The 24,284-nt window shown below is 71.7% G+C and carries 17 protein-coding genes; 5 read left to right on the top strand and 12 right to left on the bottom strand.

The genetic code is table 11. The features are described 5' to 3' along the window. Nucleotides 1–88 precede the first annotated feature (88 nt). The gene (locus WME76_RS04005; protein WP_433933424.1) at nucleotides 89–634 is read left to right on the top strand and encodes a hypothetical protein; all 546 of its coding nucleotides are present in this window, start codon (nucleotides 89–91) and stop codon (nucleotides 632–634) included. Nucleotides 635–752: 118 nt separating this feature from the next. On the opposite strand, the gene WME76_RS04010 is transcribed toward WME76_RS04005, so the two are convergent. The 3 genes from WME76_RS04010 to WME76_RS04020 form a co-directional block, all read right to left on the bottom strand. After that, nucleotides 753–2,438, bottom strand: coding sequence for a protein kinase domain-containing protein (locus WME76_RS04010; RefSeq protein ID WP_434045518.1), 1,686 nt, complete (start codon nucleotides 2,436–2,438; stop codon nucleotides 753–755). Nucleotides 2,439–2,715: 277 nt separating this feature from the next. Next, entirely contained in the window at nucleotides 2,716–3,543 is an 828-nt protein-coding gene (gene thiD / locus WME76_RS04015) for a bifunctional hydroxymethylpyrimidine kinase/phosphomethylpyrimidine kinase (protein ID WP_437958888.1), read from the bottom strand. A gap of 63 nt (nucleotides 3,544–3,606) precedes the next feature. Then, complete coding sequence (locus WME76_RS04020) at nucleotides 3,607–3,831, bottom strand: hypothetical protein (RefSeq protein ID WP_061620973.1); 225 nt, start codon at nucleotides 3,829–3,831, stop codon at nucleotides 3,607–3,609. A gap of 212 nt (nucleotides 3,832–4,043) precedes the next feature. Here WME76_RS04020 and WME76_RS04025 point away from each other — a divergent pair, with 212 nt between their 5' ends. The 3 genes from WME76_RS04025 to WME76_RS04035 all read left to right on the top strand — a co-directional run bounded on the left by WME76_RS04025 (nucleotide 4,044) and on the right by WME76_RS04035 (nucleotide 8,002). Further along, complete coding sequence (locus tag WME76_RS04025; RefSeq protein ID WP_437958889.1) at nucleotides 4,044–4,838, top strand: ABC transporter ATP-binding protein; 795 nt, start codon at nucleotides 4,044–4,046, stop codon at nucleotides 4,836–4,838. Next, nucleotides 4,835–7,000: an ABC transporter permease subunit/CPBP intramembrane protease gene (locus WME76_RS04030; protein ID WP_437958890.1), complete on the top strand. Its 2,166-nt coding sequence runs from the start codon at nucleotides 4,835–4,837 to the stop codon at nucleotides 6,998–7,000. The genes WME76_RS04025 and WME76_RS04030 overlap by 4 nt, the downstream gene beginning before the upstream one ends. A gap of 93 nt (nucleotides 7,001–7,093) precedes the next feature. Then, nucleotides 7,094–8,002 carry an extensin-like domain-containing protein gene (locus WME76_RS04035; protein ID WP_437958891.1) on the top strand — a complete coding sequence of 303 codons (909 nt, stop codon included), beginning with the start codon at nucleotides 7,094–7,096 and terminating at the stop codon, nucleotides 8,000–8,002. A 5-nt stretch (nucleotides 8,003–8,007) separates the two neighbouring features. On the opposite strand, the gene WME76_RS04040 is transcribed toward WME76_RS04035, so the two are convergent. The 4 genes from WME76_RS04040 to uvrB form a co-directional block, all read right to left on the bottom strand. Beyond that, nucleotides 8,008–9,939: a glycoside hydrolase 5 family protein gene (locus WME76_RS04040; RefSeq protein ID WP_437958892.1), complete on the bottom strand. Its 1,932-nt coding sequence runs from the start codon at nucleotides 9,937–9,939 to the stop codon at nucleotides 8,008–8,010. Between the two features lie 119 nt (nucleotides 9,940–10,058). Next, complete coding sequence (locus tag WME76_RS04045) at nucleotides 10,059–11,078, bottom strand: LacI family DNA-binding transcriptional regulator (RefSeq protein WP_437958893.1); 1,020 nt, start codon at nucleotides 11,076–11,078, stop codon at nucleotides 10,059–10,061. Between the two features lie 413 nt (nucleotides 11,079–11,491). Then, entirely contained in the window at nucleotides 11,492–12,676 is a 1,185-nt protein-coding gene (gene serB / locus WME76_RS04050) for a phosphoserine phosphatase SerB (RefSeq protein WP_437958894.1), read from the bottom strand. Between the two features lie 180 nt (nucleotides 12,677–12,856). Continuing rightward, nucleotides 12,857–15,031, bottom strand: coding sequence for an excinuclease ABC subunit UvrB (uvrB, locus tag WME76_RS04055; RefSeq protein ID WP_437958895.1), 2,175 nt, complete (start codon nucleotides 15,029–15,031; stop codon nucleotides 12,857–12,859). A gap of 565 nt (nucleotides 15,032–15,596) precedes the next feature. Between uvrB and rsgA the strand changes: the two genes are divergently transcribed. Continuing rightward, the gene (rsgA, locus tag WME76_RS04060; protein ID WP_437958896.1) at nucleotides 15,597–16,709 is read left to right on the top strand and encodes a ribosome small subunit-dependent GTPase A; all 1,113 of its coding nucleotides are present in this window, start codon (nucleotides 15,597–15,599) and stop codon (nucleotides 16,707–16,709) included. 24 nt (nucleotides 16,710–16,733) lie between these two features. Here rsgA and WME76_RS04065 read toward each other — a convergent pair whose 3' ends face one another. The 5 genes from WME76_RS04065 to WME76_RS04085 all read right to left on the bottom strand — a co-directional run bounded on the left by WME76_RS04065 (nucleotide 16,734) and on the right by WME76_RS04085 (nucleotide 24,279). Beyond that, a complete protein-coding gene (locus tag WME76_RS04065; RefSeq protein WP_437958897.1) occupies nucleotides 16,734–17,861 on the bottom strand; it encodes a PAS domain S-box protein in 1,128 nt (375 codons plus the stop codon). Beyond that, nucleotides 17,861–18,424 carry a DUF7793 family protein gene (locus WME76_RS04070; RefSeq protein ID WP_437958898.1) on the bottom strand — a complete coding sequence of 188 codons (564 nt, stop codon included), beginning with the start codon at nucleotides 18,422–18,424 and terminating at the stop codon, nucleotides 17,861–17,863. The genes WME76_RS04065 and WME76_RS04070 overlap by 1 nt, the downstream gene beginning before the upstream one ends. Before the next feature lie 36 nt (nucleotides 18,425–18,460). Further along, entirely contained in the window at nucleotides 18,461–19,336 is an 876-nt protein-coding gene (locus tag WME76_RS04075) for a hypothetical protein (protein WP_437958899.1), read from the bottom strand. 1,038 nt (nucleotides 19,337–20,374) lie between these two features. Then, nucleotides 20,375–22,315, bottom strand: a complete 1,941-nt coding sequence (locus WME76_RS04080) for a sigma 54-interacting transcriptional regulator (protein WP_437958900.1) — start codon at nucleotides 22,313–22,315, stop codon at nucleotides 20,375–20,377. Between the two features lie 209 nt (nucleotides 22,316–22,524). After that, the gene (locus WME76_RS04085; RefSeq protein ID WP_437958901.1) at nucleotides 22,525–24,279 is read right to left on the bottom strand and encodes a hypothetical protein; all 1,755 of its coding nucleotides are present in this window, start codon (nucleotides 24,277–24,279) and stop codon (nucleotides 22,525–22,527) included. Between the last annotated feature and the right edge of the window lie 5 nt (nucleotides 24,280–24,284).

Consider the following 24,284-nt stretch of genomic DNA (forward strand, 5'->3'; position numbering starts at 1 on the left):
AGCGCGCCGGACGTCCTTATTTAAAGCCCTTGGCAGTTCATTTTGGGCGTATTTTGACAGTGTGGCGGGACAGCAAGGAAGTCTGGGCATGAGCTACGTGGGGGTCTGTACGGCGCTTGCAACGGTGGGATCGCTGCTTCTTCTCGGCGCGTGCCTGGAGACGGAGCCCGCGCAGGTGGGGGTCGTGAGCGAGGCCGGCGGATTCGTCGATCCGGAGCGAAGGCTCGCGGTCGAGGGGGACGAGAGCTATTGCAGCAGCGAGGTGCTGCGCTGGCGCTACGACCGGTCGAGCGGAGCCCTGACGATCGCGGACAGCCGCCTGCTGCTCAACTGCTGCGGCCAGCGCGCGATGCACGTCGAGCGGATCGACAGCATCTACGAGATCACCGAGCGGGACGAGCCCGACGCGGCGAACCCGCGGTGCGACGCGGTCTGCGCGTTCGACTTCACGGTGGCGATTCCGGAGGTCGTCCCGGGGAAGGTCTTCGTGCGGCTGCTGCGCGACGTTGTCGACGCGCAGGGCAGCGCGGAGCTCATCTGGCAGGGGGAGATCGACGTCCGGAAGTCGGTCGGCCAGGTGGTGATCGATCGCGCCGCCGCATCGAGCGACGCCTGCGCCGGTTCGTCCCAGTAGGGGCGCTGCCGCTCCGGGGTCGGAGCGGTCCCTTGCGCGTGGGCGCTCGCGCGGCTGCGCGACGGCCCGGCGCGATGGCCCCCTCAGCGCGATAGCCCCCGCGCTGCGGGGCGGGCCCTCAGTCGATCAGCGTGCGAGCGGGGCGGCCGGGTTCGCACTTCACGAGCGTCGCGGTCAGCTCGAGCGTCTCGGGCAGCGTGCCTTGCACCTGCGCGACGACCTGCTCGACCACGTGCTGCGCCTCGTCGAGGTTCGGCCCCACGATCGAGACGACGAACGTGAGCGGGCCGGTGCGGCCGGCCGCGGCCGGCGTCAGGCTCAAGAGCAGCGTCTGCGTCAGGTCGACGACCTGGAGCGCGGCCTTGCGCAGCGCGAGCATCTCGAGGATCGTCGGCCGCAGGCTCACGAGGCCGTTCTGGCCGCGGAGCTCGAAGCGCGCGATCTGCATCGGCACCTCGGCCCACTCGGCGAAGAAGCCGTCCTCGTCGATGGCCTTCATCAGGTGCTCGCGCACGAGCAGCCCCGTGAGGCCGTCGCGCCGCGCGAGGTAGCGCTTCGCCTTGTCGTGGTGCGGGGAGTCCGGTCCGAACGTGACCACCATGAGGCGGCACTCGCCGAGCTGCACCTCGGCCCCGTGGAGCAGCGACACCTGCGCCTTGCGCTCGAAGGGGAAGTCCGCGTACGTGCCGTTCGTGCTGTTCAGATCCTCGACCAGCCAGGAGCCCGTCTGCCACCGGAGCAGCGCGTGCGAGCCGGAGACCGTCGCCTCGGCCAGGACGAGATCCTGATCGCTGCGGCGGCCGATCGAGAGCACCGGCTTCTGCAGGGGGAACAGGGTCGAGACGCTGTCGGGCGCGTTCGTGGCGTACGTGATGAGCAGCGACTGCGCGCCGGGGGTGAACTGCGTCTTGATGGCCCGACCGGGCGCGGGGCCGGGGTCGATGCGCTCGCGCGGGAGCTGGATCGGCGCGGTCGTGGTCTGCGTCGGGTTGAAGAACCGCATGTGCCGCGCCTGCGGGCGCATCTGCGGATCCGGGTTCAGCGCGCGGAAGATCTGCCTGATCTCGTCGTTGGTGAGCGCGGCAGGCACGTCGAAGGTGATCTGCTGCTTCATCGTCTTGAGCCGCGGTTTGTAGCCGGGCTCGGGGACGCGGCAGGTCCACATCTCCCAGAGCGTCAGCGCCGCGGCGTAGACGTCGTCCTCGGGGCTCGCGCCGCCGTTGCGCAGCCGCTCCGGCGACATGTAGTGAGGCGTGCCGCCGTCCGGCGGCGCGCCCGGCTTGCGCACGGCCGCGCGCGCGCGCTCCTTCGCGAAGCCGAAGTCCAGGATGACGGCGCGATCGTCGGCGACCATCACGTTGCCGGGCTTCAGATCGCCGTGCACGAGCCCCTGCTGGTGGATGGCGGCGAGGCCCGCGCAGACGTCGGTCGAGATCTTCCGGAACTCGTCGGCGCTGAAGCCGCCGGCCGCCTTGCGCTTGCGGATGTGGTTGTGGAGCGTCTGCCCGGGGATGTACTCCATCACGAGGATGGGCCCCCACGGGCTCGGCGCGAGGTCGTGCACGCGGCAGACGTTCGGGTGGCGAGCCTTCTGCGCGAGGATCACCTCCTGCCGCAGGGCCTCGTCGTCGCCCGGCATGGCGGAGGCCTCGGGCACCACCTTGAGCGCAACCTGCTGCTGCGTCAGGCGATCGAAGGCCAAGAACACCTCGCCCATGCCGCCTTTGCCGATGCTCTTCAGGACCTCGTACCGGTCGTTGATGACCGTGCCGACGTCGATGGGAGGGAGGGGATCTTTGGTCACGGCCACGGGCGCACAAAGGGTGAGGAAGAGCTCCGCGCCGGCGCCGAAGCTGAGGCGCCGGCACGCCGATACGGACTGCGCGCAGGGTCGTCCATTCGAGCCCCGGGCGCAACGAGTCGTTGCACGGACGCTGCGGCTGGCCCCTCCGGCGCGCCACGGGGACGCCGCGCGGGCGGCGCAGAAGGCGCGGGCGCCGCGGGGAAGCGCGCGCGGCGCGGGCCGCGAGGGGCCGCGCCGCGCGGTCCTCCACAGGGGCGTGGGGCTCGCCGCGCCGTGTTCAGGAGAACGGCCGCACCGTGTGGGCGTGGTTCAGCGGGCCGTGGCCGTGGCCGAGCCCGGGGGCGGCGAGCATCGCCTCGCGGAGGTAGCGGCGCGCGCGCGCGATCGCGGGGACGAGGGCGAGGCCCTGGGCGAGGCCGGCCGCGATGGCCGAGGCGAGCGTGCAGCCCGTGCCGTGGGTCGCGCGCGTCTCGATGCGCGCGTCCTCGAACAGCCGCTCGCCCGCCGCGGCCCCGACGGCGCCGGGCTCCGGCGCGATCTGGAGGACGTCGACGACCGTCGCGCCCGGGAGGTGGCCTCCCTTGAGCAGCACGGCGCGCGGGCCCATGGCGAGCAGCTGCGCGGCGGCGCGGCGCATGGCCTCCACGCTGTCGATGACCGTGCCGGTCAGCGCCTCGGCCTCGGGGATGTTCGGCGTGAGCAGCGCGGCGAGCGGCAGGAGGCGCCGGCGCAGGGCGCCCTCCGCCTCGGGCTCCAGCAGCCGCGCGCCCCCCTTGGCGACCATCACGGGGTCGACCACGAGCGGCGCGCCGCGGCCGATGCGCTCGTAGACGCGCGCGACCTCGTCGATGACCTCGGCCGAGTGGAGCATGCCGGTCTTGATCGCGTCCGCGCCGATGTCGTCGAGCACGAGCTCCATCTGGCGGCCGATGAAGTCGGGCGGGACCGGGAACACGGCGGCGACGCCGCGGGTATTCTGGGCGGTGAGCGCGGTGATCGCCGTCGCGGCGAACGCGTCGAGCGCGGTGACCGCCTTGAGATCCGCCTGGATGCCGGCGCCGCCGCCCGAGTCGGACCCGGCGACGATGAGCACGCGACCCTTCATGGATCTCCTCTACCGCAGGAGGCCGCCGGCGAGGTGTCGATGTCGATCATCCGCTGCCCGGCGTCAGTAGTGCTTGTCGAGGACCGCAGGATCGGTGGTCGTCGAGAAGACGGTGTCACAGCGCCGGCACCTGTACTTCACCTTGGTCGGGCGGGCCGAGATCCCGAAGGCGAGCTGGATGTAGCCGAGGATGCGATACTCCGCCTCGGCGCTCACCATGTAGTGATCACGGCCGTGCCCGCAGGGACACTGGACCCGCTCCGTCGTGGTGCGATTGCGGTAGGGCATGGAAGAGGTGCTCGGATCCATGAGGGCCAGACGGGTAGTGTAGGGAGTCCGCGGCGCACGTCGAGGTGCGCGTGCCGTGAAGCGGCCGCCCGGAGGACGACCGGGCGGCGTGAGCCGGGGGCCGGCGCGCCGGGGCGCTCCTCCGAGGTCCCGCGGACGACGGCGGGACCGGCGCTTTGCGCGCTGCTGCGGACCGGATAGGACATGCCGCCATGCGCCCCGCACTCCTCGCCGAGCGTCTGGTGAAGCGGTTCGGCGACTTCACGGCCGTGGACGGGATCGACCTCGCCGTGCGCCCCGGGGAGGTCGTCGGCCTGCTGGGGCCGAACGGCGCGGGCAAGACGACGACGCTGCGGATGCTCGCCGGCATCCTGTCGCCGACCGCGGGGCGCGTCCTCATCGGCGGCGTCGACCTCGCGGCGAGGCCGCTCGAGGCGAAGCAGCGCATCGGCTTTCTCTCCGGCGACACCCAGCTCTACCAGCGCCTCACGCCGCGCGAGGTGCTCTGCTACTTCGGCAGGCTGTACGGCATGAGCGAGGCAGCGCTCTCGCGCCGCATCGACGCGCTGGTGGCCGACCTCGAGATGGACGCGTTCGCGTCGCGGCCGTGCAGCACGCTGTCCGCGGGGCAGAAGCAGCGCGCCAACATCGCGCGGGCCTTCCTCCACGAGCCCGAGGTGCTCATCCTCGATGAGCCGACGACCGCGCTCGACGTCCTCAGCGGCCGCTTCATCGTCGAGTCGATCCGGCGCGAGCGCGCCGCGGGTAAGGCCGTCCTCTTCTCGACGCACATCATGGGCGAGGCCGAGTACCTCTGCGATCGCGTCGCCCTCCTGCACGAGGGGCGCATCGCCGACACCGGCGCGCTGCCGGAGCTGCTCGAGCGCACGGCCACCACGAACCTGACCGACGCCTTTCTCCATCACGCGGCGCGGAGCCGCTCGCGCGGGGCGGGCGAGGCGGCAGAGCGCGCCGGCGCGCCGGCCGGGGGAGGGGAGGCGCCGTGAGGCTCGCCATCGTCTGGACCATCCTGCGCAAGGAGCTCGTCGAGTCGCTCCGGGATCGACGCACGCTCGTGCGCCTCCTCGTCGTCCCGGTCCTGCTCTATCCGCTGTTCGCGCTCGGGATGAGCAAGCTCATCGGCTCCGAGGCGGCGGCGCGCGAGGCGCGCTCGTCGAGGATCGCGGTGTGGGGAGAGCTCGCCGAGGACCTGCGCAAGCGGCTGGAGTCGGCGGGCAAGATCGAGCTCGCGCCGTGGGACGGCGCGCCCGCCGACGTGCGCGAGGGGCTCGCCTCGGGGGCGCTCGCGCCGCCCGCGGGCCCGGAGGCCGGGGCGGAGCCGGAGCCAGGCAAGGAGGAGGGGGAAGACGCGCGGCCGCGGTGGACCGAGCCGGAGAACCGCGTGCTCGCCGCGGCGCGCGCCGCGGTGAGCGAGCGCAAGGTCGACGCGGTGCTCATCCCGTGGCCGACGCTGCGGGCCGAGCTGGAGCGCGGCGGGAAGGGCGCCGTCGCGATCTACTTCGACTCGGTCCGCGCCGACTCGGCCATGGCGGAGGCGCGCCTCGAGGACGCGCTGCGGCGCGCGCGCAGGGCGATCGTCGCGGATCGCGAGGCGGCGCGCGGGCTGCCCGCGGGGTTCTCGAGCGCCTACGACGTCGTGCCGCGCGACGTCGCGCCGGACAGCCGCAAGGTCGGCCAGATCCTCGGCTCGATGATGCCGATGATGCTGATCCTGATGTCGCTCCTCGGCAGCTTCCTGCCGGCGATCGATCTGACGGCGGGCGAGAAGGAGCGCGGCACGATGCAGACGCTCCTGTGCGCGCCGGTGCGCTCGATCGAGATCATCTCGGGCAAGTTCCTGGCCGTGTGGGTCATCTCCCTGCTCACGGCGCTCGGCAACGTGGTGAGCCTGTCGCTCACCGTCAGCCGGATGCTGCCCGACGTGATGGTCGTCGATCCCTGGATCTTCGCGCTGACGTTCGTGCTGCTCGTGCCGGTCACGCTCCTGTTCTCGGCGCTGTTCCTCGCGCTCGCCGTGTTCGCGAAGGACTTCAAGGACGGCCAGAACGCGCTCATGCCGGCGTACCTGCCGCTCTCGCTGCTCGCCGGCATCACGGCCCTGCCGGTGGTCGAGCTCAACCCGTGGACGGCCTACGCGCCGGTGCTCAACATCGCGGTGCTGATCAAGGCGCTGTTCCTCGGGGAGGCGCCGGTCGATCTCCTCTTCGCGGCGCTCATCTCCTCGGCGCTGTACGCCTGCCTCGCGCTCCTCTTCGCCGCGCGCGTCTTCGCGCGCGAGAGCGTGCTCCTCGGAGGCCACGAGTCGGCGAGCGCCGTGCTGGGCCTCGGGCGCCGGGCCGGCGGGACGCCGACGGTCGGCTTCTCGCTCGCGGCGTTCGCGGGCGTGCAGGTGCTCTTCTTCTACGGCAGCCTGCTCATCGAGCGCGCCAGCGTGGCGGTCCAGCTCGCGGTCTCGCAGGTCGGCTTCTTCCTTCTGCCGACGCTCGCGCTGGTCGCCGGCTTCGGCTACGCGCCGCGGGCGACGCTGGGCCTCCGGTCGCCCTCGGCGCGGGGCCTCGCCGGGGCGCTGCTCCTCGGGGTGTCGGCGTGGATCGCGCTCGGCGGCACCGTCCTCCGATGGTTCCCCGCGCCGGAGCGCTTCGCCCGCGAGCTCGGCGATCTCGTGCTGCTCGGCGGGCAGCCGTACCTGGTCGTGCTGCTGCTCGTCGCCGTGACGCCGGCCGTCTGCGAGGAGCTCCTGTTCCGCGGCCTCGTCTACGCGGGGCTGCGCCGCGCCGGACCCGCGGTGGCGATCGGGGTGTCGGCGCTCCTCTTCGGGCTCGCCCACGGCTCGGTGTACCGGCTCCTGCCGACGTTCTCGCTCGGGCTCGCGCTCGGCTACGCGCGCCACCGCACCGGCTCGGTGCTGGCCGGGGCGCTCCTGCACGCCCTGAACAACGGGATCGCGGTGTCGCTGCTCTACTTCAAGCCGCCGTGGACGCAGGGCGTCATCGAGGGAGAGGTGGTGCCGTGGAGCCTCACGGCCGCCGGCGTCGTGGTGAGCCTCGCCGGGCTGCTCCTGCTGCGGGGGACGCGGACGCCGGACGAGTCGGGAGAAGCGGCGCGCGACGGGGGCGAGGCGGACGGAGGCGGCGCGACAGCGGCCTGACACGGGCGAACCGGTGCGCGGTGTGAGCCGCGATGCGGAGATGGGCAGATCGCTTGTCTTGCGCGGTTCGCCCTCTGAGGTACGGAGATCGGTGTGCACGCACGCTTGCTTCCGGGGCTCGCCGCGGCGGCGGTGATCTCGGTGCTGTCCTGTTCCCACGGGAGCCCGACGCTCTCCGAGCTCGGTGGAGCCGCGCTGATCGCGCCCCCGGCGCCGGCCCTGCCTGGCGCGACGTCTGCCGTCGCCGGCGGTGCGTCGGCCTCGCTGGCGACGGCGCCCGGCGTCGCGACGCCGCCGGTCGCCGGGGGAGAGCCCGCGGCGTCGGCGCCTGCGTCGTCCGGATGGGCGGGCGCCTGGGTCGATCACCTCGCTGACGCCACCGGCCAGCGCGAGCGGCCGCCGCGCGCGCAGCGGCAGTGGAACCACATCGCCGCGGCCGCGGGCGCGGACTGCCGCGACGCGCTGAAGAGCACGGGCGCGCGGTTCCAGCCGATCCCCGACGCCCAAAAACCCAACAAGAAGGGGTGCGGCATCCCGCGCGGCGTGCTGCTGACGCGCGGCCCGACCGGCATCGTGTATTCGCCGCCGCTGCAGATCGACTGCTCCCTGGCCTTGCGGCTGGTCGATATCGAGCGCGTCATCCAGGAAGAGGCAGAAGCGCACCTGGGCTCGCCGATCACCCGCGTCAGCACGCTGGGGAGCTACGCCTGCCGGGAAGTGGTCGGCAGGATGCGCAAATGGAGCGAGGGCCTGAGCGAGCACTCGTTCGGCAATGCGTTCGATATCGCGCGCTTCACCCCGAAGCGCGGGCGCGCGATCAGCGTGCTCCGCGATTACGTGCTGTATGGCAATGACCCGAGCACCCGGGAGGGGCATTTCCTGAGGAGCGTGACCCGGCGGCTGCGCGCGGATGGGGCCGCGTCGCGCGTCCTCGGGCCGGACTTCGACGCGAGCCACCGGGACCACCTGCACGTCGATTGCGGGACGCCCCGCTGGTACTGAGCCGCTTACTGCGCGCGCAGCTCGAGGATCTGCACGTCGTACGGCGCGAGCTCGACCGTGTGGACCGGGGTCTCGCCGCCCCGCTCGACGAGGTGCCCCGAGGCCGCGACCGGCTTGACCGAGAGCGGCTGATCCGACTGGCTCACCAGGAACACGAAGCGACGTCCGTCGCGGTGGCGCAGGGTGTCGGCCGCGACGCGCGGGTCGTCCACGGTCACCGGCCGCCGCACGCCGGCGAGCGCGGCGAGCGCGTCGTAGAGCCGGTAGGTCGGCTCCGGGTTGACCCGCGGGGTCGCCGCGGCGAAGTGCTCGACCGGATAGGTGCAGAGCACGATGCTGCCGCGGCCGACCTGGCGCCGCAGCAGCGCCGGCCGGCCGCGCTGGTCGACCGCCACGACCTCCGCGCCCCGGGGGCGCACCGGCAGGTAAGCGCGGCTGTGCTCGGTGCCGGCCACCGGGAACGCGAGCGTGGTGCCCTCCGCGATCGTGCCGAACGGGCGCTGAAAGGTGAGCGTCGCCTGCGCGTCCTCGATCGGGTCGACCATCCCGTAGCGGAGCTGATGCTCGACGCCGAACATCGCGTTGAGGTGCGCGTACCACGGACCGCGCTGCGAGCCGTGCGTGCCGTGGCAGTACGACGCGTAGACGACCGCGCCCTCCGAGGCGAGCCGCTCGAGGAGATGCCAGGTCGGCGCGGTGAGCTGCTTGGTGGACGGCAGGAGATACAGCCGGCAGTCCTCCGCGATCCCGTCCCGCTCCCGGGTCAGCCCGATCGGGACGTCCGCCTCCTTCGCCGCGATGTAGGCCTGTCGCAGCATGGTGAACAGATAGCTGCGGTCCTCGGCCTCGGTGAACGGAAACGCGCCCTCCAGGTACGACGGCACGATCAGCGCCGCGTCGGCCGGCTCGCGCTCGCAGCCGAGGACGTCGATGTCGGCCAGCACCTTCGCGAAACGTGCCATCTCCGCGAGCTGCGGCTTGGGGCGACCGTCGGTGGTCGTCAGCCCGAAATGGAGCTCGAAGGGGTGATGCCGATAAGGGTCCTGGTGGATGAGATCGAAATCGGTGTTGTTCCAGCCGATCCAGCCGGTGGCGCCGGCCAGCAACGTGTTGTGGAGGACCTGCCGGTAATAGTGCGCGGCGTTCTCGTCCGACACGAAGTCCGAGGAGACCCCGAACTCCTCCAGCACGACCGGCTTGCCCAGGAAGCCCGTGAGCTCGCAGATGAACGCGGCGCCATAGTGCTGGCGGACCATGTCGTTCTCCATCCGGTACACGTGAGGACCGAGGAAATCGACGATCGCGCCGAGATCGCGGACGGAGAACCCGTTGTCGTTGCCCGTGACCTCGATGCCCCACGCGCCGTCGCCGATCGAGATCGGCTGGCTCGCGCCGCCCGCCCGCAGCCCCTGCACGAGCAGGCTCGCCCAGCTCGTGACGGCCTCGCGCACGGACCGCTCGCGCTCGCCGTAGATCGGCATCTCGTTCGAGATGAGCCAGCCGGCCACCGCCGGGTGGCCCGAGAAGCGCCGCGCCATCTGCTCCGCGAACCACGCCTGCCGGGCGACCATCCACACGTCCCCATAGAGGTCGCGCCCGCGCCGCCAGACCGGATCCCAGTTCTCGCCGGACATGTGGCCGACGAGGAGCGTCGGGATCGTGGTCAGCCCCGCCTCGGTGTGGGCCTCGAGGAAATCGTCGTACCGCGCGGCGCACTCCTCGTCGACCCGGTCCGGCTCGGGCATGAAGTGCGGCCAGTAGAAGAACGACCGGGTCATGGTGAGGCCGTGGTCGGCGAGCACCCGGAGCTCCTCGCGGATCAGGGCCGGATCGTAGCTCGTCCACATGAGCGGGCCGCCGCGCCTCGACCAGAAATTGGCCCCGAGCCAGGCGACCGCTCGATTGCGGACAGCGACTTTGGCGAAATTGCGGTGCATGCTCCCTCTCGTGCTGGTCTGCTCGCGCCCCTGCTGCGCGCGGCAGAAGAGCACTTAATCGGTTCAGTGTCCACGGCCTCGAGGGAGGGCCGCGTCGCCTCGCGGGCGACGGGCTCGGCTCAGGGGGGCGCGGGCGGCGCGGTGCTGCCCCGCGTCGCGAGGGTCGGCGCGCTGCACTCGGCGTCGTCGATCGGCTCGCCCGCGACGAGGCGGAGGAGCAGCGCGGCGGCGCGGGAGCCGTGCTCGGCGATGTTGCGGCGCACGGCGGTCAGGGCGGGGTGCACGAGCTGGCACAGCGCCGAGTCGTCCCACGCCACGATCGAGAGGCGCTCGGGCACGGGGACGCGCATCTCGTGCGCGACCGCGAGCGCGGCCACGGCCATGACGTCGTTGTCGTAGACGATCGCCGTCGGCGGCGTCGCCTCCGCGAGCAGCCGGCGCGTGGCCTGGCCGCCCGCCTCGCCCGTGTAGTCGGCGTGGACCGTCACCGCCCGCTCGAGGCGCCTCTGGCGGGCGGCGGCGTTGAACGCCTTCGTGCGGATCGCGGTGTGCACGAACTCCGCGGGGCCGGCGACCCGCGCGATCGACCGGTGGCCGAGCGCGGCGAGGTAGTCGACGACCGCCTTCATGGCGCCGCCGTCGTCGCTCCACACGCCCGAGAGCTGCCCCTTGCCCGCCGGCCCGCCGATCACGACGGCGGGGAGCTTCAGCTCCTCGACCAGCTTCACGCGCGGATCGTCCTCGCGCAGGTCGACCAGGATCACCCCGTCGACCCGCCGCTCGGCCCACCAGCGGCGGTAGGTCTCCACCTCGGCCGCGCGATCCTCCGTCACCTTGAGCAGCAGCGCCTCCGCCTTCTCGGACAGCTCCGCCTCGATGCCCGAGATGAGCTGCATGAAGAACGGCTCGATGCCGAGCGTGTGCGCGGGCCGATCGATGACCAGGCCGACCGCGCTCGCCCGCCCGTCGGAGAGCGCCCGCGCGGCGTTGCTCGGCTGCCAGCCCATCTCGGCCGCGATCGCGAGGATGCGCTCGCGCGTCGGCTCCGACACGCCGGGCCTGCCGTTGAGCGCATAGGAGACCGCTCCCTTGGATACCCCTGCACGCCACGCGATGTCCGTGATCGTCGGACGCTTCACGCCTCACCTCCGCTGCCGGGCGGCGGATCGAGCCTGCCGGGTGAACCGGCTCCATCGCCAGGCCTCGTCTGGATAGCACGGCGGCCCCGAGGCGAGCCGACGCTCGCACAGGCGCCGAGCGCCGCCGGAGACCGCCGGGTCTGCGCAGGCGCTCCCACATCCATCCCGGCGCCCGTGGACGCGGCCGGCGAGCGGCCGCGCCGGTCGCGCGCGAGGTCTGGCCGGCGCGCCGGGATCACCAGCCCATGGCCGACCGGCCATCCCAGAACTGAAACGGTTAAGGCGGTGACTCGGCGCGGCTGTCGAGGATCCGCGCCGCCCTGGCTCAGGCGCCGCTCGCTCCCGTCGCGGGGCTCTGCGTCCGCCGGACACGTCTCTTCTGTCCCTGGTCGAGACTCGAGGCCTCGCGCCGCTCACGTCACTTCGAGGAGCTCGCGCTCGGTGATGCCGAGGAGGAAGAGGATGGCGTCGAGGCCGCTCGCGGACAGGGAGGTGTCTGCCGCTTCCCGGAGCTTGGGTTTCGCGCGGAACGCGACCCCGAGCCCGGCGCGCTGGAGCATGAGGAGGTCGTTGGCGCCGTCGCCCACGGCGATGGTCTGATCGAGGAGCACGCCCTCTGCCTGGGCGATGGTCTCGAGCAGCTCCGCCTTGCGTTGCGCGTTGACGATGGGGCCTGTGACCCGTCCGGTCAGCTTGCCGCCCTCGACCTCGAGGGCGTTCGAGTAGGCGTAGTCGATCCCGAGCCGGACCTTCAGCGCCTCTGCTGCGATCGAGAACCCGCCCGAGATCACCGCGGTCCGGTAGCCGAGCCGCTTCAGCACCCGGATGAGCGTCTCGGCGCCCTCGGTGATGGGGAGCTCTGCGGCGAGCTTCCGGAGCACGCCGATGTCGAGGCCGCGGAGCAGCGCGAGCCGCTGGCGGAGCGACTCGTCGTAATCCATCTCCCCCTGCATGGCCCGCTCGGTGATCTTCGCGACCTGCTCCACGACCCCTTTGGCCCGCGCGAGCTCGTCGATCACCTCGATGCGGATGAGGGTCGAGTCCATGTCCATGACGACGAGCCGCTTGCTCCTCCGGAAGAGCCCCTCGCGTTGCAGGGCGAGATCGAAGCTGTTCTGCATCGCGAGCGCCAGGAGGGCCTGCTTCAGCGCGTCGGCCTCCTCCTCGCGCCGGAGCAGCACCTGGATCTCCACCGACGAGAGCCGCTCGACCGACAGCCGCGCGATCTTCTCGATGTTCGCGTCGTGCGCCGCCAGGGTCGCGGCGACGTCGTGGAGCTGCTTGGCGCCGAGCTCCCTCCCGATCGCCGTCACCACGTAGCGGCTCCCGGGCGTCCGCGTCGGGGCGCCCCCGTCGAGCGGCTTGAAGTCGAGCGCCACGCCGAGCTCCTTCGCGGCGAACAGCAGCTCCTTGAGCCCGCTGCGCGTCTCCGGGAAGAGCACGAGCAGCGCGAGGTTCAGGTTCCCGTGCACCACCACCTGCTCGATATCGAGCAGCGTGGCGCCGATGTCGCTGAGGATACCGGTGAGCCGAGCGGTGATGCCAGGGTAGTCCCTGCCCGAGACGGTGACGAGGATAGGATCGGAGGGCACGGCCATCGCAGGCCCCTTAACAGGCCCGTGTCCCCGGGTCGACGCCCATCGCATCCACCGATCGCGCGAAACAGGGCGGAAGCCGATTCGCTATCACGTACCCCCGGCAGGGCTCTCTCATGAGCTCGAGTGTCCGACGCCCTGATCGGCATCATGAGAGCCTCAGTTCCGCCGCGGGCTCCGTCGCTACCGGTAACGCCCGCGCCCCGCCGCCGCTCGCCCGCCGCTCTTCGTCCCCGCCGCCGCGCGTCCGCCGCCGCCGCCGCCCTTGGCCGCCGCCGGGCCCGCCGCCGCGCCGCGCCGGCTCGCCCCCCGCCCGGAGCGCGCCGGCTTCTCCTCGGCCACCTCGCGCGCGGCGCCGGCCTCGCCGTCGCCCTGCTGCGCCTTGAGCTGGCGGAGCTGGTCGCGCAGCCGCGCCGCCTTCTCGAACTCGAGGTTCTCCGCCGCCGCGAACATCTCCTGCCGGATCGCGTCGATCTGGTCGACCAGATCCATCGCCGCGCGCGCCGCCTCCGCCGGCTTCGCCGGCCCCTTCGGCACGGCGTAGTAGTCGCGCGTGCCCGACGTGGGCGACAGATCGAGGATCGCCTTCTTCACCGTCGCCGGCGTGATCCCGTGCTCCTTGTTGTACGCCTCCTGGATCGCGCGACGCCGGTTCGTCTCGTCCATCGCGCGCTTCATCGCCTCGGTGATGCGGTCGGCGTACATCACGACCTCGCCGTTCACGTTGCGGGCGGCGCGGCCGATCGTCTGGATCAGCGAGCGGGGGCTCCGGAGGAAGCCCTCCTTGTCGGCGTCGAGGATGGCGACCAGCGACACCTCGGGCAGGTCGAGCCCCTCGCGCAGCAGGTTGATGCCGACCAGCACGTCGAACTCGCCGCGCCGCAGATCGCGGAGGATCTCCACGCGCTGGAGCGTGTCGACGTCCGAGTGGAGGTAACGGACGCGGATGCCGAGCTCCGTGTAGTACTCGGTCAGATCCTCGGCCATCCGCTTGGTCAACGTCGTGACGAGCACGCGATCGCCGCGGGCCACCCGCTCCCGGATGCGCGCGAGCAGGTCGTCGACCTGCCCGGACACCGGCCGGATCTGGATCTGCGGATCGATGAGCCCGGTCGGCCGGATGATCTGCTCGACCACCGCGCCGGCCGACTTCTGCAGCTCGTAATCGCCGGGCGTCGCGCTCACGAAGAGCACCTGCGCGTAGTGCTGCTCGAACTCCTCGAACTTCAGCGGCCGGTTGTCGAGCGCGCTGGGGAGCCGGAACCCGTACTCGACCAGCGTCTCCTTCCGCGCCCGATCGCCCCGGAACATCGCCCCTACCTGCGGGATGGTCTGGTGCGACTCGTCGATGATCAGCAGGAAATCCTTGGGGAAATAGTCGATCAGGGTCGGCGGCGGCTCGCCCGGCTTCCGGCCGGAGAGGTGGCGCGAGTAGTTCTCGATGCCGTTGCAGAACCCCATCTGCTCGAGCATCTCGAGGTCGTACATCGTGCGCTGCTCGATGCGCTGCTTCTCGAGGAAGCGGACGGCCTTGTCGTAGTAATCGATGCGCTCGCGCAGCTCCTCGCGGATCGCGTGGATCGCGAGCCGGAGCTGCTGCTGCTCGGTGACGTAATGGGAGCCGGGGAAGACGGCGTAGCGGTCGAGCTGGCCCACCACCTTGCCGCGGACCGGGTCGACCTCCTTGATCGCCTCGATCTCGTCGCCGAAGAACTCGACCCGGATCGCCAGCGACTCCTCGTAGGCGGGGAAGATCTCGACCACGTCGCCGCGGACGCGGAACGTGCCGCGGTGGAAATCGACGTCGTTGCGCGTGTACTGGATGTCGACGAGCCGCCGCAGGAGCTCGTCGCGGCGGATCTCGGTGCCGCGCTCGAGCTTGATGAGCAGGCCGTGGTAGCTCTCGGCCGAGCCGATGCCGTAGATACAGCTCACCGAGGCGACGATGATCACGTCCGGGCGCGAGAGCAGCGCGTGCGTCGCCGCGTGGCGCATGCGGTCGATCGCGTCGTTGATGATCGCGTCCTTCTCGATGTACGTGTCGCTCGTCGGGACGTAGGCCTCGGGCTGGTAGTAATCGTAGTAGCTGACGAAGTAGTGGACGGCGTTGTTGGGGAAGAGCTCCCTCATCTCGCCGTAGAGCTGGGCCGCCAGCGTCTTGTTCGGCGCCATGATGAGCGTCGGCTTCTGCAGCTTCTCGATCACCTTGGCGGCGGTGAACGTCTTGCCGCTGCCCGTGACGCCGAGGAGGACCTGGAAGGCCTCGCCCTGCTCGTACGCGGAGCAGATCTCCTGGAGCGCGCGAGGCTGGTCACCGCACGGCTTGAATTCGGAGACGAGCTCGAAGTGTGTGGGCATGGAGCGGAGGACCCTAGTGCGGCCAGGGGCTCCTCGCAACCTCCCGCCGCCGCGCCGGCCGGGGAGGGCCCGACGCCGCCGGGCGCCGGCCTCGCGGTCTCAGGTCAGGTCCCGGGCATCGCGGGCATGGTGGGCATGGTGGGCGCGGCGGTGCTTGACGGCGGCGCCGCGCTGGCGGATTCTAGGTGGCGCCGCGTCGTTGTGACGCACGCCGAACGGAGGTCAGGTCATGAGTGGCAAGACACAGCACACACATCTCCCCGCCGCCGCCGTCGTGTCCGCCGCGGTTCGCTGAAGCTCGTCCCCACGCCGTCGCCTGGCCGCGCGCGCGCCCTCTCCTGCCCGCGCGCGCCTCGCGCTTTCGCTCGTCCAGCAGGGCATCCGCCCTGGCCGGGCGAGCCCTCTCTGGCGTGACGTCCTGATCGGTCGACGAGCCTCCGCGCCGCGGCGGCCCCGCGCGTGATTGGCCGGCGCGGGCGCGCTCGCGCGCCTCCGCGCCCTTGTCCGTCGACCGCCGCGCGCCACAGCTGCGCGCGGCCGAACGCCATGGAGCGCTCGTCCCGTCATGTCCATCAACTCCGACTCTCTCGTTGATCCGTCTTCTCACCACGAACCGCAGCCCGGCCTGATCGGGCTCGGATGGACTCCCTTCTTCGCGAGGCAGCTCGCCAGTCTGGAGGACGCCGTGCAGCCCGCGCGCGTCCTCCTCGCCTCCGCCGCGCGGCACCACGTGCAGACCGCGGACGGCCCGCGCGTCGCGGTCGTCAGCGGGCGGCTCGCCCACGAGGCCGCGGACCGCGCGGCGCTCCCCACCGTCGGCGACTGGGTGGGGCTCAGGCCCGGCGACGGCGCCGGGCCCGCCTACATCGTGCACACGTTCGCGCGGAGCACCTGCCTGCGCCGCAAGGCCGCGGGGACCACGGTGGAGGCCCAGGTGATCGCGGCCAACATCGACAAGGTGTTCATCGTCACGTCGCTGAACGCCGACTTCAACCTGCGCCGCCTGGAGCGGTACATCGACGCGGTCCTCGACGGCGGCGCGCGTCCGGTGCTCGTGCTCAACAAGGCGGATGTCTGCCCCGATCCGGGGCGGTTCATCGAGGCGGCGCGGGAGGTCGCCCCCGCGGCGCCGGTCGCGCTGGTCAGCGCTCTTTCCGGCGCGGGCCTCGACGCGCTCCGCGCCGAGATCGGGGCAGGGGAGACGATCGCCCTGGTCGGCTCGTCCGGCGTGGGGAAATCGGCGCTGAGCAACCGCCTGCTCGGCGCGGAGATCCAGCGCGAGGGGGCGATCCGGGCGTCGGACGAGCGGGGCCGCCACACGACCGCCCACCGGGAGCTCTTCCCGTTGCCCGGCGGCGGCTTCCTCATCGACACGCCGGGGGTGCGGGAGCTCGGCCTCTGGTCCGCGGACGGGGCGGGCCCGGCGGGCTTCGACGACGTCGAGGCCCTCGCCGGGACCTGCCGCTTCCGTGACTGCGCGCACGAAGGTGAGCCCGGGTGCGCGGTGCTCCGCGCCGTGGAGGCGGGCGACCTCGACCCGGACCGCCTCGGCGCCTACCGCAAGCTCGGGGCGGAGCGGCGCCACGTGGCGCTGCAGCAGGACGCGCGCGCCCGGAGCGAGGAGAAGCGGCGCTGGAAGCAGATATCGAAGCAGATGCGCGCCAACCCGAAGCGGTAGCGCGACCCCTCGACCGCGCCGCCGCTAGGCGGGACGCGCGGCGGGGCCGAGCTGGCCCCGCCGCGCGACGCCCCGCAGCGCGTGGACGATCCCGCCTTGCAGCGACCCGAACGTCGCGACGCCGTCGAGCTCCGCGCCGATCTCGACCAGCGCCCGCGCCACATCCGCGCGGACGCCGCTGAGCAGCACCTGCGCGCCGAGGAGCCGCGCGGCGCCGACCGAGCGGGTGAGCCCGTACACGGCCTGCTGGTCCATCGTGCGCACCCCGGTGATGTCGAGGATGACCACGCTGGCTCCCCGGGTCGAGAGCGCCTGCAGCAGCGCCTCCGTCATCCGCGACAGCCGCTGCTCGTCCAGCGTGCCGACGAGCGGGATCACCAGGATCTCGTCGGTGATGGGGATGATCGGCGTGGAGAGCTCCTCCACGAGGATCGCCTGGCGATGGATGGCCTCGCGGAGGCGCCAGCGCTCCTCCTCGGCCCGCTTGCTCTCGCTGAGGTCCCGCGCCACGCAGACGATGCCGTGGACCTGCCCGCCGTCGGTGCGCATGACCGAGGCGAGGAACGACACCGGGACGGTGCGCCCGTCCTTCCGCCGACAGACCCGCTCGTCGCGCGCGCCGCCCGCGTCGATCAGCGCGCCGGCCGAGAGCCCGGGGAACACGAGGTCGATCGGGCTGTCGATGAGCTCGTCCCGGGGATAGCCCGACAGGTCGCACGCCGCCTGGTTCACGCTGCGGATCCCGCGATCCCGGTCGGCCACGATGAGCACATCGATCATCGACTCGATGATGCTCGTCATATAGGTCTTGGAGACCGTCGAGCAGGCGAGCTCCTCGCCGAGCATGTTCAGGCCGGCCGCCATGCCGTCGATGAGATCGTTCCTGTCGCTGATGGGCGCCTTCTTGGCGTAGTCGAACCCGACGAGCGCGACGATCACCTCGAGGAGCCCTTCCAGCCGCTCGCTGCGGTCGTCGAGAGCGCGCGCGTCCGAGCGCCCCGCCGCGAGCGACCTCAGCGCGGAGAGGGCCACGTCGAGCGCATCCGCCCCGGGGACCGCCGCGAGCTCGCCGCGCCCTCCGGCCGGGACGAGGCTCATGGCGAGCTCGCAGAGCTCCGCGACGCGCGGATCGTCTCGGGGGTCGGAGGCCATCAGCCAGCGAATCCTTTCAACCACCGGGTCGCTTCCCGCTCGTCCGAGAAGAGCCGGATGGGCCTGTCACGGTTCCCGTAAACAGCGAGGAAGACGTTGCCGATCATCCGCCCGATCGGCCGCCCGCCCACGAGCGCCATCGCGAGGTATGCCTGCCTGCCCTCGTCCGTGCCGTAGTAGTTGCGCGCGTCGAGGTCCGTGGCCTTGCATCTCGTGAGATCGCACAGGAACGCGTACGGCGTGCCCTTGCTGAATCGCTTGAGCCCAGCGACGTTCTCCTGCGCGTCGGCGAGCGTCTGGACGGCGCCTTCGTGGAGGTCAAAGCGAATGATCCTGTTCTCCTTGTCAAAAGAGAACTCCCCGGTTCGCGTCCTCAGACGCTCGTCTCCGAGCTCGTTCACGTTCCCGCCTCCCCCCTCGTGCTCGCTTGCCGGCCGGAGCGGCGCGCGGCCGCGCGCTTCGCCCCCCTCGGTCGCCCGGCACGCACAGCCGTCCACGATGCGCGCATCCCATCCCCCCCTGAGACAATTCGGTTGTAACACCAACGGCCGCCCGAAGTCCAAGGCCTTGGCGGGGGTGCGTGCGTCGCATCGTGAGCGCTAGAACAGCCTGGAGACGCCCGTCGCGAGCTCGAGGGACACGGAGAACGCCTGGCACCGCTGCGCGCAGCCGAAGCGCGATCGGATCTCGAGGGGCATGCGCGAGACGCCCTGGGTGCCGAGCAGGTCGCGCTCGAGCGGCAGGAGGAGCGCGGGCCCCTCGACGTCGAAGCCGTCGAAGAACGGCCTGTCGGAGCTGGTCAGATCGAAATAGAAGCGCGCTCCGCAGGGCATGAGCTCGATGACGTCGGCGGTGTCGGCGAGGCCGCGGCCGCCGTCGAAGGCCCTTGTGACGCCGTTGGCCATGGCCCAGAACATCATGGAGAGGACAGGCGTCCTGAGCTCCGTGAGGGCGGAGGACCCGAAGTGGGAGCGGCCGCCGCTGCGCACGGTGGTCTGGAGACCGACGTTGGCCTCGAAGAGCGCGGCGTTGGGGCGGCCGGACAGGACGTATTGCCAGCGGTACGAGATGCCCATGAGGAACGAGGGGTTCCACGAGACCTGCATTGGCTGCTCGTCGGAGGCGCCGCGGAGGGCGAGGGGCGCGGAGAGCCAGACCTGCCCGCACGCGGCCGGCTCGAGCAGCCGCTCGACCCAGCGGGGATCGAGCGCCATGGCGAGCTGGACCTGCGCGCGCGCGGTCGCCTCGGCGGCGTGGAGCCGGTCCTGGCTGGCGGGCGAGGTGCCGAGGAAGCCGTCGCCTGTCGTCTCCCAGCAGGCGGGCAGTCCGGGGGAGCGCGCGTCGTCCACGCCGGCGCGCAGGAGCGGGCAGGGCGCGGCGTTGAGCACGCGGGTCACCGACACGCCGATGCGGTTGAAGTGATCGTGCGTGCCGATGCGATCCTCCGGCGCTCTCCGCTGCTGCGCGGTGATCACCGCGTGACCCGCGGCGAACGCGTCCTGGAGGAAGTGGAGCGCATAGGCGTGCTCGAGGAGCGCGTCGCGCCGCAGCGCCGCCCGGCGCCTCCCTCGCGCGCGTCGCGAGCTGCAGCGAGCGCAGGTGGTGGCCGATGAACTGGCCGAGCGCGTTGTCGACTCGCCCTCTCCGCGCGACGTCCTCGGTGACCCGGGTGAGGGGCTCCCCCGCCGCCTGGAAGTGGGTGATGTTCTGCTTGGCGCGAGCCACGTAATCGCCGTCGACGCCGAGCAGATAGATATCGAGGTCTCGGACGAGGTCGGTCCGGTCCGAGAGCGCCGCCGCGTCATCGTCCTGCCGCAGCTTGCGGAGGAAGTCGCGCCACTGGGTCCGAGCGCCGAACTGGAGCCGCTGTCCCGTCTCCCCCGCTCCGTCTCTTCGCACGAGACTCCACAGCTCCCCCGCGGTGCTCGCGTGGTCCCCCGCGAGCGCCGCGAGCGTGGCATAGGGGATACACGCGTCCCGCTTCAGCGCGGTCGCGACATGGAACGGCTCATCGAGCCGCTCGCACACGAGCGAGCTCGCGGCCACGTCCCTCACCGCCTCCTCGAGCGCCCCCTTGGCGCCCCCCGGCAGCCACGCCAGCCCCTCCTCGGCGAGCACGACGTGCTCCGGAAAATACCACGCGTTCGCCGTGCTGCTCAGTCCGACGAGCACCCCCGCCACGGCGCCCCCGATCCACCCCGCGCTCCGGAACATCGAAGTCTCATGCCCCGTCCGCCCCCCGCCCGCCAACGCAACGCGCCCGAAAAGACCCGCGGTATCAAGCCTGCATTTCCCCCAACAGGAAGAGCCAGCGGGAGGGGGTGGTGCGCGCGGGGCGGGCGGGGGAAGGGCCCCACGAACCCGAGCGCCGGCCCGCATCGAAGCGAGTCGCCCCTGGCTCTATTCACCCGTTCACGTGGCAATAGCCACCACGAGGCGCGAGTTCGTGGGAAGGGCCCCCCGCCCGCCCCGCGCGCACCACCCCCTCCCGCTGGCTCCGTCGCCCCCCGGGATCAGATCCCGTATTGCCGGAGCTTCTTGTGGAGCCCCTCGCGCGTGATCCCGAGCGACTTCGCCGCGTTGGTCTTGTTGTTGTTGTGCCCCCGCAGCGCCTCGAGGAGGAAGTACTTCTCGACGGCGTCCATCATCTCCTTGAGCGACCCCTTCGGCGTCCCCGCCCGCGCCACGAGCCCCTCGACCTGCCGGATCCGCGGCGAGAGCAGCTCCGGCGTCGCGAACGACCCCGGATCGAGCTGGATGACGATCCGCTGCACCTCGTTCTGGAGCTCCCGGACGTTGCCCGGCCAGTCGTACGCCACCATGAGCTCCATCGCCTGCTGGCTGAACCCCCCGCACGGCTTGCCGATCTCGTCCGCGTACCGCTCCAGGAAGTGCCCCGCGAGCACCGGGATGTCGTCGCGCCGCTCGCGCAGCGGCGGCAGGCGGATCGGGAAGACCTTGAGCCGGTAGTAGAGGTCCTCGCGGAACCGCCCCCGGGCCACCTCGTCCTCGAGGTTCCGGTTCGTCGCCGCCACGATGCGCACGTTGACGTGCTTCGGGCTCGTCGCGCCCACGGGGCGGATCTCGCCCTCCTGGAGCGCCCGCAGGAGCTTCGACTGGAGCGACAGCGGGGTCTCGGTGATCTCGTCGAGGAAGAGCGTGCCCCCGTCGGCGATCTCGAACAGGCCCTTCTTCTCCTCGGTCGCGCCCGTGAACGAGCCCTTCTTGTGGCCGAACAGCTCGCTCTCCAGCAGGCTCTCGGCGAGCGCCGCGCAGTTCTGCGCGACGAACAGCTTGTCGCGGCGGCGCGAGCGGTAGTGCACGGCGGCGGCGATGAGCTCCTTGCCCGTGCCCGTCTCGCCCTCGATCAGCACCGTGACGCGCGTGTCGACCACCTTGTCGAGCTGCGTGATCACCCGGCGCATCGCCTCGCTCTTGCCGATGATGTCGACCGCGCCCCCGCCCCGGCGCTTCTCCTCGCGCCCCTTCAGGAAGCTGTTCTCCTTCTGGAGCCGCTCCTCCGCGAGCACGAGCCGCTTGATGAGCCGGGCGTTCGCCACCGCGAGCGACGCGTTGGCCGCCAGCACGAGCAGCGTCTCCAGGTCGCCCGCGTTCAGCATCCCGGGCACGCTCCGGTTGTCGGCCTGGAGCACGCCGATGATCTCCTCGCCCTTCCAGAGCGGCACGGCGAGGGTGCTGCGGATCGAGGCGCCCATCAGCGACTCGGTCTGGCCGACCTCGATCGGCGCGTCGGCCGCGAGCACCGCCGCCCGCTCCTTGATCACCTTCCGGTACACGCTGCGCGTGATCGGGACCGGCCCCGCCGGCGGCGCCCCGCGGCCGGACTCGGAGCGGACGCGCGTCAGCACCGGGACGAACGCCGCCGGCGCCGCCCCCGGCTCCTGGTCGTCGTCGCGCAGCACCACGGTGACGTGCGTCGAGCTCGGCACCAGCGCGAGCACCGCGTCGGCGATCTCCGCGAGCACCTGGTCGAGATCGTTCGCGGCGCCGATGCGCTTCTGCGCCGCGTACATGGCCGAGAGCGCGCTCGGATCGCGCTCGATCTTCGCCTGGGCGGGCTCGATCTCGTCGAGGCGCCGGATCGAGACGACCCGCGCCTCGTCGGCCTCCTCGGGGATGGTCACGACCATCCGCGTGACCGCGTCGCCCGAGCCGAGCTCGATGACGTCCCCCGTCTGGAGCGCGACCGCGCTGCGCCCCGGGCCGAGCTCGAGCCGCTCGCCCCGCCGCGTCACGCTCGTCCCGTTCGTCGAGCGCAGGTCCTCGAGGATCACCCCCTCGGCGCTGCTCACGATGCGCGCGTGCGCCCCGGAGACGTGGCGGTCGTCCAGCACGACCCGGTTGTCCGGCGAGCGTCCGAGCGTGATCAGCTCGCCCTGGAGCTCGAAGGTGCGCCCGGCAGCGAGACCCTGGGTTACCTCGAGCACGATCATGGTTCGTTCAGCCAGGAAGACCCGTGAAGAGGGGCCGGAGTAAACCGTCAAGACGGTGGAGATGCCAGGAAAAACCGGGGAGCCCGCCTCCCCGGCGGATCCGCGGTCCGGGCAGCACGGGTTCTTGTGATACTACAAAAATCGCGGGGTGATGGGCGAGGCGCCCCGCCCCTGGCTGGCCGCCGGGACGGGGCGCGGGGCCGCCGCGGTCACTGGGCGCGGGCGGTCAGGCGGTAGATGACGGTCTTGAAGGGCGCGTTGCCGGAGATCTTCTCGGCGTCCTTCGAGGCCTCGCCCTCGTCGACGATCTTCTGCAGCTTGGTCGCGACGTCGGCGTCGCCCTTCGGCGAGAGGGCGTCGATGACCGAGACCGACACGAAGCGCACGGCCGCGTTCGAGATCTTCGGCATGGCGTCGATGATCTGCTGCCGGACATCGGGGGAGCCGAGGACGCCGACCATGTAGGCGGACTTGATCCCCTGGAACTGCGTCTCCTTCGCCTGCGACGCCGGGTCGCTGAGCTTGCCGATGTAACACTCGACCTTGGCGCCGCAGGCGCCCAGCAGGTCCTTCGCGAGCTTGATCTCCTTCTCCATCGACTTGCCGACCGTGCCGCCGCCGCTCGTGCGCGTGTTCGCGAGCCGGTCGACGTCGGCGACCTGATCGGGCTTCATCAGCTTGAGCGCCGTCTGCAGGGAGACGTCGCGGATCTGCGCGACGTCGTCCTCCTCGCCGCGCGACTCGACGGCCGTCTTCACGATCCACGGCACCATGCTGGCGTCGAAGAAGTTGCTCGCCGCCTCCGCCAGCATCACGCGCGCGTTGATGCCCGCCGGCGGGATCTCGAGCCCCGCGGGCGTCTTCTCGTAGGCCGCCTGGAAGGCCGCGATCGTCTCCGGGGTCTTGGGCACCTTGGTGAGCTCGCGCGCGATGATGGCGCGCGGGACGTCCTCGGCCTTGTCGAGCGCCGCGAGCAGCGGCTTCACCGACTCTTCCCGGCCGATGGTCGCGAGGACGAGCGCGGCGGCCGCGACGTGGGCGGTCTCCGCGGCCTTCTTCTGCTCCGCGCTCGCCTTGTCGCCGGCGCCCTTCAGGTTCTCGACCTTCGAGTACTCGATGAGCTCCTTCTGCTCGCCCTGGAGCAGCGCGATCGCCGGCTGGATGGCGGGCTTGCCGATCTTGGTGAGGGCGAGGATGGCCGTGGTGGCGGCGTCCGCCTTGACCGGCGAGAGCACCACCTTGAGCAGCGGCACGACCGCCTTCTCGCTGCGCTGCCACCCGAGGAGCTCCGCCGCGGTGATCTGCCAGAACAGCTCGTTCCGCATCGTGGCGACGTCCTTGGGATCGCTGATCGGGCGCTCGACCATGGTGATGAGCTGCCCTTCCCAGGACGGGTCGTTGATGTCGACCATCGCGTCGTGGACGTCGCGCGAGATCGTGGAGCCCTTCGGCTTGCCGTGCTGGAGCTTGACGAAGACCTCCATGAGCGGGCCGGCGGCGGCCTTCGACTTCATGGCCCCGAGGCCGCGGACGGCCCAGCGGACGTCCTCCTCGGTCGACTCGGGCTTGTAGTCCTTCAGCGCCTTGATGAGGCAGGCCTCGCCGCGCGGGTCCCGCGTGTCGGAGATGAACTTGATGAGCTTCGATCGCGTGCGCTCGTCGAGGTCGCCGCCCACGCACTTCTGCGTCATCGGCTCGATGATCTTGTCGAGGAGCGGCTTGACCGTCGGCCCGGTCCGGTCCTTGTTGTCGCGCGTCATCGCGTCCTCGAAGAACTGGACGAGGCGGTTGACCGAGGGGGTGAGCGTCGCCGGGTCGTCGAGCCGCTTGACGTGCGTCTCGGGGTCGTTCTCGTCGGCGCACCCGGCGACGATGCCTGCGGAGAGCGCCATCGACGACGCGGTGGCGGCCCCCAGGAGGAGCGAGCGAACGAGCGGCAGGATGCTGCGTGCTGAGCGGGACATGGTGT

Origin of the sequence: Sorangium sp. So ce119, assembly GCF_051524405.1 — a bacterium.
Classification (GTDB): Bacteria; Myxococcota_A; Polyangia; order Polyangiales; family Polyangiaceae; genus Sorangium; species Sorangium cellulosum_G.